Source organism: Paenibacillus sp. PL2-23 (genome assembly GCF_040834005.1).
Classification (GTDB): domain Bacteria; phylum Bacillota; class Bacilli; order Paenibacillales; family Paenibacillaceae; genus Pristimantibacillus.
The window spans coordinates 4,211,940-4,225,000 of the sequence record NZ_CP162129.1; the positions used below are offsets into that span (position 1 = coordinate 4,211,940).

Below are 13,061 nucleotides of genomic sequence, written 5' to 3' on the forward strand. Positions count from 1 at the left end.
CAAGGATCAGCCCTTTACCGCGCCGACCGTCAGCCCTTTGACAAAATACTTCTGGAAGAAGGGATAGGCAAATATGATTGGCCCGATCCCGACGATAACCATCGCCATCCGCACCGTCTCGCTTGGAAATTTGAAGGTGCCTCCAGCAGCTGCAATGGCGGCGGCAGCGGTGCTGTTGTTGGCAAGAAACTGAATGTTGAGCATGGTTTTGTACATGAGATATTGCACCGTTATATTAGCGTCCTTTGTAATGAACACCAGACTGAGGAACCAGTCGTTCCAATAAGTCAGCGTCTGGAACAGCGCCACTGTGGCCAGCACCGGCAACGATAGGGGAAGGACAATTCGCGCAAATATGACGAGCTCGCCCGCGCCGTCGATCTTGGCCGACTCCAGCACCGCGGTTGGAATGGTAGTGATGAAGAAGGTGCGCATAATAAGTACAAAAAACGCGGAAATCATCAATGGAAGAATGAGGGACCATATGTTGTCCTTCAGCCCCAGCATTTGAACATAAACCAGATACCAGGGAACCAGCCCGCCGCCGAACAGCATGGTGAAGAACACAAAAAACGTAAACGGCTTGGCATGCGGGAAGTCGCTCCTTGAGATGGGATATGCGTACAAAGCCATAATGATCAAGCTGAGCAGCGTACCCGTAACCGTAACAAAAATCGATATGCCATATGATCGAACAATTTGCCGCGCATCCTCGAACAGAAAGGCGTAAGCGTCCACACTGAACGCGGAAGGGAAGAACTGATAGCCCTCCCTGACAACCGTCGCTTCATCGCTGATGGACACCATCACAATCAGGAGGACGGGGATGATACATAGCAAGGAATACATCGCAAAAAATAAATGGATAGCGAGCGCCGCCGGCCTCGACAGCTTGTTCTTCGGATTGGATGCGCTTGGCGCCATGGGTGCTTCCACTGACTCCACCTCCCGGGATGTTAGAATAAAGCGTTGTCCTTATTGATCCGCCGCACGACCCAATTCGACAGGAACACCAGCGCGAACCCGACAACGGATTGCAGCAGGCCGGCTGCTGAGGACAGCCCGATATCGCCAACTGTCAGGAAGGTGCGGTATACATACGTATCAATGACATTGGTGACAGGGAACAGCACACCGGATTCGCGAGGCACCTGGAAGAACAGGCCGAAATCGGCATTGAAGATGCGGCCGATCTGCAGAAGCGTCATAATGACGATAACCGGCATAATAAGTGGAATGGTGATGGATGTGATTTGCTTCCACTTGCTCGCACCATCGATGGTTGCCGCTTCGTAATACTCCTCGTCAATGCCAATAATCGCGGCCATATAGATGACGGTGTAATAACCGACCCACTTCCAGGTATTCACAAGCGGCAGCACGTACGGCCACACTTCTTTGGTGAAATACCATTTGATTTGCTCCATGCCCAGCATCGGCAATACCGTCTTGTTCAGAAATCCGTGCTCATCGCTCATGAAGGCAAACGCCAGATAGCTGATGACCACCATCGACAAGAAATACGGCAAAAACATAATGGTCTGATGCAGCTTCGCCATGAAGCGGCTGCGCATCTCATTCAGCATGATGGCGAACGCCAGCGGGACAATGAGGTTGAGCGCAATGAAGCCCGCGTTGTAGAGCAGCGTATTTCTCGTAATGATCCAAGCGTCCTTTGTTTTGAACAGGTATTCGAAGTTCCGCAGCCCGGACCATGGGCTCCCCAGGAAACCGTCCGCGTAATTAATATTTTTGAACGCGATCAGGATGCCGAACATCGGAATATAGTTGTTGACGAGCAGGATGACGATAGCCGGCAGCATCATGACGTAGAACATCCAATACTTCCGAAGAATCTGTAGCGTCGCCATATCTCTCCCCCTTTCTGCAGCTGATTCCATCTTAAAATAAAAAAACGCCGAGCTCTGTCGGCGTAGTGACCGACTTGTCGGCGTCGTGACATATTTGGGTGTTTCAGGCGACACTTACATCGTTAAACGCTGGTGCTGCTTCCGGTATTCCTGCGGGGTCAAGCCTGTTAATCGCTTGAAGGCATGGGAGAAGTGAGAGAAGTTGGCGTAACCGACAGCTCCAGCGATGTCGCTGATCCTTTCGTTCGTTGACGCCAGCTCCTCCCTGGCTTTGGCCATTCGCAGCTCCGTCAAGTAGTCCGTCAGCGTAGCTCCCGTCTCCTTCCTGAATAGCCGGGATAGATACGCTGGGTTCAGATACACATGCTCCGCCGCTTTTTCCCGGCTGAAATCCTCGTGCAGATGCTCCTTCATATATCGCTGCACCTTCTCTATCGTCCGAGAGACGCCTTTCCCCTTATCCAGGGAATAAGCGGCTGTCATGGCGCAGATGCGATGTGTCCACGCCCGCAGCTTGGCCACAGACCGCAGCGCCGGCTGGCCCTCCTCCCATTCACCCTTGGGGTATACATCCGTTACATGGAGCGAGCGCTCCTGCAGCCATTCGAACAGCATATGCATAAAGCCGAAATAGAAGGAAGCCAGCGCTGTATAATCCGTTTGCTGCTCCGTCATTCGGTCAAAGCATTCGTCAATGCGATAAGCCAGCTCCGTGCGTTTGCCCAGAGTCAGCAGCAGGCTCCAGTCCGACACTTGGAAGGAGGTGCGGCTGGATGAGCTTGCGTCGGCCTTACTCTCCTTGTCATCCGTCCATACGGAGCCGCAGCGGCTGACATTGTTTTTCTCCAGCTCCATCAAGGTATGCAGCCGGCTTCGCAGCTCCTGCAGTGTAGATGGGCTTGCGATATAGCAGGACAGCTGGCAGTGAAGCACAGCCTGGCATTGCTGTATAAACGTCTTGCAGCGTGTGTTCATCGCCTCCTGGCAGGCTGCTGTTGGATTGTAAAGCAATACGTAAAGCATGCCATTAGGCTCCTGTACAACAGCCCCCTCGCCGCCGTCCAGCAGCAGCTCCTCCGCCGCATTTTTGACCGCATACGTCATAATTTCCTCATCCCGCGCCGACCATTGCTCCCGCCATTGCTCGATGCTCACCAGCACCGCCTGAACGGAGCCGCTGGCTGCCAGCGGCAGCTCATACATATCCAGAATAGGCTGCAGCCGCTCAGGGCTTGCAGGCAAGCGATAATGCATGTAATCCTGCCAGAACCTCTCCACCAGCACAGGGCGCTGACACCGCCATTGCTGGGCATATTGGCTGTAGGTATCCTCAATAAGCCGCGTCTGCCTTTGGGCCTTGATCTTCCCGATTGCCTTGGCGATGCAGCTCTTCAGCTCTGCATGGTCAATAGGCTTGAGCAAATAATCAAAGCAATCCAAATGCACAGCCTGCTGCGCATAAGAGAAATCGGCATGTCCGGTAAGAAACAGCGTCACCGTATCCGGACGATGCTCGTTGACCCATCGCAGCAGCTGGATCCCGTTCTCGCTGGGCATATCAATATCCGACAGCACGATATCGATGCGTTCCCGCAGCATAATTTCCTTGGCCTCTTCGGCATCGTATGCTTCGAACAGCTCCGCAATTTCAGTATCCGACCAATCGATCCCATGGCGGATGCCGCGAATCGCAATATCTTCGTCATCTACAATAAGCAGATGGTACATCATCAGCTCAACTCCTTGGCCAATTGCTGCTGATGCAGCGGAATAAGCAGCTCCACTCTCGCTCCGGCCTCCTCCACATTGGAGAAGACGATGGAAACGGCGTCTCCGTATAGAATGGACAGTCGGTCGACGACATTCATTATGCCGAGACCGGAGCTCCCCTCTTGCGGCTTGAATTGCTTCCGTCGAAGCCCATCCAGCACCTCCTCCGGATAACCTGTGCCATTATCCGTAACGGTCAGGGCAAGCGTGGAGCTGCCACCCGGATCCTCCATCCTATGGGCGGCAATATGGATATGCAGCGGCTTTCTTCGGTTCTTGAAGCCATGAATAATGGCATTTTCCACAAAAGGCTGCAGGGTCAAGGCCGGAATCGCTATCTGCTGCACCTCTGCATCCGCCTCCACCTCGCATATAAGCCGTCCTGGAAACCGCATATGCTGAATCGTTATATAGTTGCTGATATGGGCAAGCTCCTCGCCAAGCGTAATCGTATCGCGATTCGTACGCATAATGAAGCGGAAGTAATCCGCGAGGTGCAGCGACATTTTTTTGACGGATTCCGTATCATTCAGCGCCGCCAGGTTATATATAATATTCAGGCTGTTCATATAAAAATGAGGATTGATCTGCGCCTGCAGCTGTCTGAGCTCGCCTTGCTTCACACGCAGCTGCTCCTCGTAAACGTCAATCTTGAGCGTTTTGATTTGCTCCGCCATCTTATTAAACGTATCGCCAAGAAATTCGAATTCGATGGTTTTGCCTCGCTTCAGCCTTACATCCAGCAAGCCGTGCGAAATTTTCCTCATACCTGCAATAAGCTCCTGCAGCGGTTTGAACAATGTCCTTCGAATGATGATCAGATACATGGACAAGATAAGCACGAGACCAATCGGGGCGAACAACGCCACATTGCGGAAAAACATCAGCTCCTTAAGCAGCGCCTCCTCCGGTACTATCACCTGGAAGGCGAATTCCACCAGCCGGCTGGGACGGTTCATCACAAGAAAGGACTGGCCGTTCCGCTCGTTCTTCAACGTCTGAAAGGCGGCATTCGTTATCGCCATTCCTTTGGTCTGAACCGGAGGATCGACCTCAGTGAGGAGCTCCTTCAGCTCCTCGCCCTCCCTCAGCCAAATGCCCGCATAGCCGATATCCCCATCATTCCACTGGGTCGTCAGCCTTTCATTCACGTCGATTACGCGAATAACCGCTCCCACGTGCATGCCGTTTGATACCTCGATGCTGTTCAGCAGAAAAAACTGCCCCGGCATACGCTGATCGAAGCGAACCTCCCATTTGCGATACCGATCTCCCGTGAAGTCGTTTTTTTCAACCGTTCGGTCCTTCATATGCGTCTCAATTATCGCTTTTGCATCGCTGTAATCGCTATTTGTGCCCAAGATGATGTCATGCTGATGATAAACAAATACGCTGTCGATTACACTGTATACATCTACGTCTCGCTTCAGCTTCGTATCAATACGAATTTTTGTAAGCGTATACAAATCGCTGTTGATGGGGAATGACATTAGCATGCCGACATCAACGTCCAGAATCGCCATATTAGTCAAGTAATTCGTAATCTCATCGAGATTATCATCGGTCTGTCCTACAAACAAATCCAGCGTGTTACGATAAGTCTCGGCCACCTTCACGCGAACAATGTCCCTGGAATAGAAGTGGTTCAGCATCATAAATACAAAGGTGGGCACAATGACGGATAGAAAACCAACGATCAGAATGGTTCGAATCGAAAACTGAAATTTCATGATGCACCTCCATTCTTGCAGTAGAACCTCATTAGACATTCCACGTTATGATGAAATATCCTCTTTGCTGGCAGGTTATCATACCTGCATCCTGTAAGCGGACGGGGAGAGGCCCGTCTCTTTCTTGAACTTCCGATAGAAGTAAGACGCGTCACAGTAGCCGAGTCGAGCGGCGATGGCTTCAACAGTGAGGGTAGAGTTCTGCAGCAGCTCCTCCCCCTTTGATATACGAATTTTGTGCATATGCTCCAGAGGTGTATACCCATACTTTTTTTTGTACGCTGTAATGAGATATGATTTGTTTTTTTTCACCTGTTCAGCGAGCTCCTCGATAGATAGAGATGAACGGTAATTTTCTTTAATGTAATGGAAAGTCTGTTGCAAGTACCCCCATTTTCCAGCCTCGGCTGATCTACCCTCGAATATGATTTCCCTGTTGGCAAGCGCCAGCATTTCTACTGCAATTGCCTGGCACAAGGTTTCAAAGCAAGGATCTTTTTCATTCCAATATCGGTTGAGCTTTGAGAACAATTGCTCCATTTCATAGTAACGACCTGTACGAAGAACAATAGTCTCCTGTCCAGCCAGCATGCTCAGCTCATCCTCCACCCCTTGACATATAAATCGCAGCACCCACTTTTCATGGGCCATACCGTTATGGATTCCAATACGGCTTGTTCCTTTGGGGATATATACAATTTGTCCTTTTTCAAGTGGATAAATGTCGTCATTACATTGATAGACAAGCTTGCCGGCAGTAATCAGAAGCAGCAGGTCATAGGGTTGAACCATAACTCGATGCGACCAAGTTGAATGACCTTGCAGCTGCATAACACCGTGAACTTTAAGCATATTTCTGCGTCTCCTTCATAGAAAGCAAAATGGGGAGTTTATCGTTATTTTAATTGAAAAACAAAATATTGTTAAGATAAAACGATAAATCGTCAATCGACCTTTAAATAAAGAGAATGTTAAACTAAACAAAATCCATATATTATTCATCTCATAGGAGGAATCAAGGTATGATCTCGACTGGCATTACGAAGGAAACGTATTTGGATATGATGGAAATGAGCTTTGATGCTTACAGCTTGGAGCGTATCCAACAGAGAGATAAGTTAGATCTACAAGTTTACTCCCGGCTAATGACAGTTCTAAGCTGTCTAATCGCTGCAGGCAGAAAACAAGAGCTTCTTTCATTATGGAACGATATGATGACAGAATGCTGCCAAGAGATAATTACATTACGGGAGAATATGATCGCTGACTTCTCGATCAAGGAAATCATGTTTTCGTTAAAGCTCATGAAGGGGAATTATTCAAGCCAGCAGGAGAAAGCGTGGTTTTCTTATCTTCGTCAAGTAGATCCATATGTCCACTTTGGCTCCGTGCTGAGGCGCACAGAGGACACAAATAAGCTGCACAATATTAATGTTTACAATATGGTTGGAGAATTTTTGAGAGAAACGGAAGGCTTAACGGATACAACTGCATATTTCTCCAAGCACTGGCCCCTGCAGCTGCTCCGCTTCAACATGGATGGCATGTACATGGATCCGGGCTGTCCCATTCTTTATGATCTGACAACACGCTGCCAGCTGCAGCTCATGATGGGGTTCGCATATGAAGGCGAATACGCAGACAGATTGGATGATCATCTGCGCAATGCCGGAATCATGAGCTTATATACACAATCCGCTGCCTTCCAACTTCCTTATGGAGGCAGAAGTAATCAATTCCTGTTTAATGAGATACTGATTGCAGCCAACGCTGAGTATGAAGCATCGCGTTATAAGCAGCTAGGTGAGCTGGAGCTTGCCGGAGCCTTTAAACGGAGTGCGCATTTGGCGGTACAATCCGTTATGCGGTGGCTGTATGCAACTCCCCCGCGGCATATTAAGAATATGTATCCTATCGAGCTGAATTACGGAACGGAGAGCTATGGATTTTACGAAAAATATATGATAACGCTCGGCGCCTTTCTCTGTATCGGTTACTGGTTCGCCGATGATTCGATCCCCGAGTGCGTCTGTCCTGCGGAAACAGGCGGTTATATAAAGAAAGTAGACAATCATTTTGGGTTCATATACGCCAATGCCGGTGGCTATTCGTTACAAATCGATACTTCTGGCAATCCCACTTATGATTCAACAGGACTGGGACGACTGCATAGAGCCGGGGTTCCAACAGAGCTGGCCTTGTCCGTGCCGCTATCTGCTGGCGCTGGATGCCTCCTTAAGGATGGCGTTGCAAGAATAGCCGCTTCTATATCAGCCGGCTGGAAGACTGATCAGGGAGATATTCGTTATCTATCCCAATGTGGGGATGATCTCGCTCATGAACTGATTGTACATGAAGAGCGAACCGACTTGGTGCGATTTACCTTGAAATACGAAGGATCCGCATTAGGATTTGACGGAAAGCTTGTCGAGGATTATGAGTTATGCCATCAGGGACTCAAATGGACGTCGCGCCTGGACACCCCATCGGAGCAAGATATTTACGTTCGTTTCCCTGTACTGCTGACTAATGGACAGGAGATTACGACCATTAGCCACAATGAGCATTCCATTAGCGTAAGGCTGGGCGCTTATGAATATCGAGTAGCATTCTGCGGCAATCTGGAGCTGGATCTTACTCCATACGGCAATCGCAACGGGGAATACGGATTGGCAATCGTACGGGCCAGCGGGTCGATGGCCCAATTACATTTTCAGCTGCAGGAGCTGCGGTAACCAAGAAGCATGGACTAGATAACAGACACAATACAAATTAAAAGACACAAAACAAAAGCTCTTAGGATAGGAATCCCAAGAGCTTGATTTCATAGTTGGTGCCGGTGAGAGGACTCGAACCTCCACGGTTTCCCTCACGATTTTGAGTCGCGCGCGTCTGCCATTCCGCCACACCGGCAATTATTCAAAAAGATGGCGCGGCCTAAGAGATTCGAACTCCTGACCTTTTGATTCGTAGTCAAACGCTCTATCCAGCTGAGCTAAGGCCGCACACTATGGAATTGTGGAGGCGCCACCCAGACTCGAACTGGGGGTAAAGCTTTTGCAGAGCTCTGCCTTACCACTTGGCTATGGCGCCGTAAATAAATGGAGCGGAAGACGGGAATCGAACCCGCGACCCTCGCCTTGGCAAGGCGATGCTCTACCGCTGAGCCACTTCCGCGAATAATGGCTGGGGATCTAGGATTCGAACCTAGGCGTGACGGAGTCAAAGTCCGTTGCCTTACCGCTTGGCTAATCCCCAACAATATGTTTCAATTTGTGTGTTGTAATGGGGCGATCGATGGGACTTGAACCCACGAGTGCCGGAGCCACAATCCGGTGCGTTAACCCCTTCGCCACGACCGCCATATGACACACTTTAGAGATTATCTGGCAGGGGCAGCAGGAATCGAACCCACACCAAAGGTTTTGGAGACCTTTGTTCTACCTTTAAACTATGCCCCTAAATGGTGGAGGATGATGGATTCGAACCACCGAACCCGAAGGAAGAGATTTACAGTCTCCCGCGTTTGGCCACTTCGCTAATCCTCCAAATGGTGCCGCCGAGAGGACTTGAACCCCCAACCTACTGATTACAAGTCAGTTGCTCTACCAGTTGAGCTACAGCGGCATATTAACTTGAATGGTGGCTCGGGACGGAATCGAACCGCCGACACGAGGATTTTCAGTCCTCTGCTCTACCAACTGAGCTACCGAGCCTAATGACGTAATAATGGCGGAGCTGACGGGATTCGAACCCGCGGTCTCCTGCGTGACAGGCAGGCATGTTAGGCCTCTACACCACAGCTCCACATTATAACTACCCGGATGACTCCGAAGGTAATTGGTTGCGGGGGCAGGATTTGAACCTGCGGCCTTCGGGTTATGAGCCCGACGAGCTACCGAGCTGCTCCACCCCGCGTCGTTATTTGAATGGTGGAGGATGACGGGATCGAACCGCCGACCCTCTGCTTGTAAGGCAGATGCTCTCCCAGCTGAGCTAATCCTCCATGAGCGACTTTTATATCATAACACACTAGGTTATATGAATGCAAGTCATTTTTTAATAAAGTTGGTGACCCGTAGGGGATTCGAACCCCTGTTACCTCCGTGAAAGGGAGGTGTCTTAACCCCTTGACCAACGGGCCTTACTGGCAGAGAGGAAGGGATTCGAACCCTCGATACGCGGTTAACGTATACACGATTTCCAATCGTGCTCCTTCGACCACTCGGACACCTCTCTGTATGGCTCCCCGAACAGGACTCGAACCTGTGACAACTCGATTAACAGTCGAGTGCTCTACCAACTGAGCTATCAGGGAATATCGCGTTTTTCGATGAACAGCTTCAAGAGCTGCTCCTGAACATACGCTTCAATGCTTCTCAAGGCTTGCGCCCTGAAAACTGGATACGAAAGTTTGCTGAACTTTTTTAGCTGAAGCCTTTTTGGGGCCCCCGCAAAGTAATCGGATTACTCCTCGAAGCCTACGCTTCACTTTGTGGGGTACTTTTAGGATAAGCCCTCGACCGATTAGTATTCGTCAGCTGCACACGTTGCCGTGCTTCCACCCCGAACCTATCAACCTCGTCGTCTTCAAGGGGTCTTACTAAATTGGGAAATCTCATCTTGAGGGGGGCTTCACGCTTAGATGCTTTCAGCGCTTATCCCGTCCGTACTTGGCTACCCAGCGGTGCTCCTGGCGGAACAACTGGTACACCAGCGGTACGTCCATCCCGGTCCTCTCGTACTAAGGACAGCTCCTCTCAAATTTCCTACGCCCGCGACAGATAGGGACCGAACTGTCTCACGACGTTCTGAACCCAGCTCGCGTACCGCTTTAATGGGCGAACAGCCCAACCCTTGGGACCTACTTCAGCCCCAGGATGCGATGAGCCGACATCGAGGTGCCAAACCTCCCCGTCGATGTGGACTCTTGGGGGAGATAAGCCTGTTATCCCCAGGGTAGCTTTTATCCGTTGAGCGATGGCCCTTCCATGCGGTACCACCGGATCACTAAGCCCGACTTTCGTCCCTGCTCGACTTGTAGGTCTCGCAGTCAAGCTCCCTTATGCCTTTGCACTCTTCGAATGATTTCCAACCATTCTGAGGGAACCTTTGGGCGCCTCCGTTACATTTTAGGAGGCGACCGCCCCAGTCAAACTGCCCGCCTGACACGGTCCCTGTACCGGCTTCACGGTACCAGGTTAGAACTCCGATACGATCAGGGTGGTATCCCAAGGACGCCTCCACCGAAGCTGGCGCTCCGGCTTCATAGGCTCCCACCTATCCTGTACAGATCGTACCAAAGTCCAATATCAAGCTGCAGTAAAGCTCCATGGGGTCTTTCCGTCTTGTCGCGGGTAACCTGCATCTTCACAGGTATTAAAATTTCACCGGATCTCTCGTTGAGACAGCGCCCAAGTCGTTACGCCATTCGTGCGGGTCAGAATTTACCTGACAAGGAATTTCGCTACCTTAGGACCGTTATAGTTACGGCCGCCGTTTACTGGGGCTTCGGTTCACAGCTTCGGGTTACCCCTAACCGCTCCCCTTAACCTTCCAGCACCGGGCAGGCGTCAGCCCGTATACTTCGCCTTACGGCTTCGCACAGACCTGTGTTTTTGCTAAACAGTCGCTTGGGCCTTTTCACTGCGGCCCCCTCGGGCTATTCACCCTACCGAGGCACCCCTTCTCCCGAAGTTACGGGGTCATTTTGCCGAGTTCCTTAACGAGAGTTCTTCCGCGCGCCTTAGCATGCTCTGCTCGCCTACCTGTGTCGGTTTGCGGTACGGGCACCTTGATCTCACTAGAGGCTTTTCTTGACAGCCGGAGTACATGACCTTCGCTACTGCAATTTTCGCTCCCCATCACAGCCCAGCCTTATAGTTGGCGGATTTGCCTACCAACTAGCCTCACTGCTTGGACGGACTATTCCATCAGTCCGCGTCACTGCCCTTCTGTGTCACCCCATCGCTCAAACGATTTTCGGTGGTACAGGAATATCAACCTGTTGTCCTTCCACTACGCCTTTCGGCCTCGCGTTAGGTCCCGACTTACCCTGAGTGGACGAGCCTTCCTCAGGAACCCTTAGGCTTTCGGCGGACAAGATTCTCACTTGTCTTTTCGTTACTCATACCGGCATTCTCACTTGAATGCTGTCCACCAGTCCTTACGGTCTGACTTCAACCTACATTCAACGCTCCCCTACCCAAGTCGCAGCCTTCACTTCAATCTGGTGTGGTTTAGCCTGGGGCATTTGGTCAGAATCTTGAACAACCTAAGCGGTTGATTCTGACTAATGTCCCGTCTCTAACCAGAACAAAGTGAAAGCTGCGACATGCCATAGCTTCGGTGGTGTGTTTAGCCCCGTTACATTTTCGGCGCAGAGTCACTCGACCAGTGAGCTATTACGCACTCTTTAAATGGTGGCTGCTTCTAAGCCAACATCCTGGTTGTCTGTGCAACTCCACATCCTTTCCCACTTAACACACACTTGGGGACCTTAGCTGATGATCTGGGCTGTTTCCCTCTTGACAATGGATCTTAGCACTCACTGTCTGACTCCCGGTAAGCATGTCTATGGCATTCGGAGTTTGACTAGACTTGGTAACCCTTGGCGGGCCCCGCACCCAATCAGTGCTCTACCTCCACGACACTCATCACCGAGGCTAGCCCTAAAGCTATTTCGGGGAGAACCAGCTATCTCCGAGTTCGATTGGAATTTCTCCGCTACCCCCACCTCATCCCCGAATTTTTCAACATTCGTGGGTTCGGGCCTCCAGTGCGTGTTACCGCACCTTCACCCTGGACAGGGGTAGATCACACGGTTTCGGGTCTACGACCACGTACTATGGCGCCCTATTCAGACTCGCTTTCGCTGCGGCTCCGGCTTTCCACCTTAACCTTGCACGTGATCGTAACTCGCCGGTTCATTCTACAAAAGGCACGCCATCACCCATTAATCGGGCTCTGACTTCTTGTAAGCGCACGGTTTCAGGTTCTTTTTCACTCCGCTCCCGCGGTGCTTTTCACCTTTCCCTCACGGTACTGCTTCACTATCGGTCACCAGGGAGTATTTAGCCTTGGCAGATGGTCCTGCCGGATTCCGACGGGGTTTCACGTGTCCCGCCGTACTCAGGATCCGTCTCGGAGGGTGCTGGCTTTTGGTTACAGGGCTTTTACCTCTTTTAGCGGGCCTTTCCAGACCTCTTCGCCTAACCAACACCTTTGTAACTCCATGTGAGACGTCCTACAACCCCAAGGAGCAAGCTCCTTGGTTTGGGCTAATCCGCGTTCGCTCGCCGCTACTGACGGAATCACTTTTGTTTTCTCTTCCTCGGGGTACTTAGATGTTTCAGTTCCCCCGGTATGCCTCTACCTGACCTATGTATTCAGTCAAGAGTAACTGGGCATTACCCCAGCTGGGTTTCCCCATTCGGAAATCCCCGGATCAAAGCCTGCTTACGGCTCCCCGAGGCGGTATCGTTGTTCGCCACGTCCTTCTTCGGCTCCTGGTGCCTAGGCATCCTCCGTGCGCTCTTATTAGCTTAACCTGCGCTACAGTTGATTTCGGTTGAGTCGCCGTTCCGGCATTATTTCGTCCCCGCCCCGCTTGGGAATGAGGGAAATAACGTCCGCAAAAGTCGCCTTCAACTCGAAACAACTTTCGCTAACGCAACGGCTTGGCTCGCTT

The 13,061-nt window shown here is 51.0% G+C and carries 6 protein-coding genes, 16 tRNA genes and 1 rRNA gene; 1 reads left to right on the forward strand and 22 read right to left on the reverse strand.

The window, feature by feature from the left end:
* Positions 1-6 precede the first annotated feature (6 nt).
* The 5 genes from AB1S56_RS18510 to AB1S56_RS18530 form a co-directional block, all read right to left on the reverse strand.
* Positions 7-936, reverse strand: coding sequence for a carbohydrate ABC transporter permease (locus AB1S56_RS18510; RefSeq protein WP_340868499.1), 930 nt, complete (start codon positions 934-936; stop codon positions 7-9).
* A gap of 20 nt (positions 937-956) precedes the next feature.
* Positions 957-1,871, reverse strand: coding sequence for an ABC transporter permease subunit (locus AB1S56_RS18515; RefSeq protein WP_340868500.1), 915 nt, complete (start codon positions 1,869-1,871; stop codon positions 957-959).
* A 114-nt stretch (positions 1,872-1,985) separates the two neighbouring features.
* Positions 1,986-3,602: a helix-turn-helix domain-containing protein gene (locus AB1S56_RS18520; protein WP_340868501.1), complete on the reverse strand. Its 1,617-nt coding sequence runs from the start codon at positions 3,600-3,602 to the stop codon at positions 1,986-1,988.
* Complete coding sequence (locus tag AB1S56_RS18525) at positions 3,602-5,371, reverse strand: histidine kinase (RefSeq protein ID WP_340868502.1); 1,770 nt, start codon at positions 5,369-5,371, stop codon at positions 3,602-3,604. The genes AB1S56_RS18520 and AB1S56_RS18525 overlap by 1 nt, the downstream gene beginning before the upstream one ends.
* A 78-nt stretch (positions 5,372-5,449) precedes the next feature.
* On the reverse strand, positions 5,450-6,223 hold the full coding sequence (locus AB1S56_RS18530; protein ID WP_340868504.1) for an AraC family transcriptional regulator: 774 nt from the start codon (positions 6,221-6,223) through the stop codon (positions 5,450-5,452).
* A gap of 170 nt (positions 6,224-6,393) precedes the next feature.
* On the opposite strand from AB1S56_RS18530, the gene AB1S56_RS18535 reads away from it, so the two are divergent.
* Positions 6,394-8,106, forward strand: a complete 1,713-nt coding sequence (locus tag AB1S56_RS18535) for a hypothetical protein (RefSeq protein ID WP_340868506.1) — start codon at positions 6,394-6,396, stop codon at positions 8,104-8,106.
* A gap of 96 nt (positions 8,107-8,202) precedes the next feature.
* Here AB1S56_RS18535 and AB1S56_RS18540 read toward each other — a convergent pair.
* From AB1S56_RS18540 to AB1S56_RS18620, 17 genes are all read right to left on the reverse strand, one after another.
* A tRNA-Leu gene (locus AB1S56_RS18540) sits at positions 8,203-8,284 on the reverse strand.
* Positions 8,285-8,299: 15 nt separating this feature from the next.
* Positions 8,300-8,376, reverse strand: a tRNA-Arg gene (locus AB1S56_RS18545).
* 14 nt (positions 8,377-8,390) lie between these two features.
* Positions 8,391-8,464: transfer RNA gene (locus AB1S56_RS18550), tRNA-Cys, on the reverse strand.
* A gap of 9 nt (positions 8,465-8,473) precedes the next feature.
* A tRNA-Gly gene (locus AB1S56_RS18555) sits at positions 8,474-8,548 on the reverse strand.
* A 6-nt stretch (positions 8,549-8,554) separates the two neighbouring features.
* Positions 8,555-8,629, reverse strand: a tRNA-Gln gene (locus tag AB1S56_RS18560).
* 28 nt (positions 8,630-8,657) lie between these two features.
* Positions 8,658-8,733, reverse strand: a tRNA-His gene (locus AB1S56_RS18565).
* Positions 8,734-8,758: 25 nt separating this feature from the next.
* Positions 8,759-8,832 (reverse strand) — tRNA-Trp (locus AB1S56_RS18570).
* Between the two features lie 3 nt (positions 8,833-8,835).
* Positions 8,836-8,919 (reverse strand) — tRNA-Tyr (locus tag AB1S56_RS18575).
* A 3-nt stretch (positions 8,920-8,922) separates the two neighbouring features.
* Positions 8,923-8,998 (reverse strand) — tRNA-Thr (locus AB1S56_RS18580).
* 13 nt (positions 8,999-9,011) lie between these two features.
* Positions 9,012-9,087 (reverse strand) — tRNA-Phe (locus tag AB1S56_RS18585).
* A gap of 14 nt (positions 9,088-9,101) precedes the next feature.
* Positions 9,102-9,178, reverse strand: a tRNA-Asp gene (locus AB1S56_RS18590).
* A gap of 34 nt (positions 9,179-9,212) precedes the next feature.
* Positions 9,213-9,289, reverse strand: a tRNA-Met gene (locus AB1S56_RS18595).
* Positions 9,290-9,301: 12 nt separating this feature from the next.
* Positions 9,302-9,377 (reverse strand) — tRNA-Val (locus AB1S56_RS18600).
* 63 nt (positions 9,378-9,440) lie between these two features.
* A tRNA-Glu gene (locus AB1S56_RS18605) sits at positions 9,441-9,515 on the reverse strand.
* A 4-nt stretch (positions 9,516-9,519) separates the two neighbouring features.
* A tRNA-Ser gene (locus AB1S56_RS18610) sits at positions 9,520-9,610 on the reverse strand.
* Positions 9,611-9,613: 3 nt separating this feature from the next.
* Positions 9,614-9,689 (reverse strand) — tRNA-Asn (locus tag AB1S56_RS18615).
* 189 nt (positions 9,690-9,878) lie between these two features.
* A 23S ribosomal RNA gene (locus AB1S56_RS18620) occupies positions 9,879-12,921 on the reverse strand.
* Between the last annotated feature and the right edge of the window lie 140 nt (positions 12,922-13,061).

Bases quoted from the DNA above. Each gene is read 5' to 3' on its own strand.
- AB1S56_RS18515 (WP_340868500.1), bottom strand. From the start codon at position 1,871: ATGGCGACGCTACAGATTCTTCGGAAGTATTGGATGTTCTACGTCATG.
- AB1S56_RS18520 (WP_340868501.1), bottom strand. From the start codon at position 3,602: ATGATGTACCATCTGCTTATTGTAGATGACGAAGATATTGCGATTCGC.
- AB1S56_RS18525 (WP_340868502.1), bottom strand. From the start codon at position 5,371: ATGAAATTTCAGTTTTCGATTCGAACCATTCTGATCGTTGGTTTTCTA.
- AB1S56_RS18530 (WP_340868504.1), bottom strand. From the start codon at position 6,223: ATGCTTAAAGTTCACGGTGTTATGCAGCTGCAAGGTCATTCAACTTGG.
- AB1S56_RS18535 (WP_340868506.1), top strand. From the start codon at position 6,394: ATGATCTCGACTGGCATTACGAAGGAAACGTATTTGGATATGATGGAA.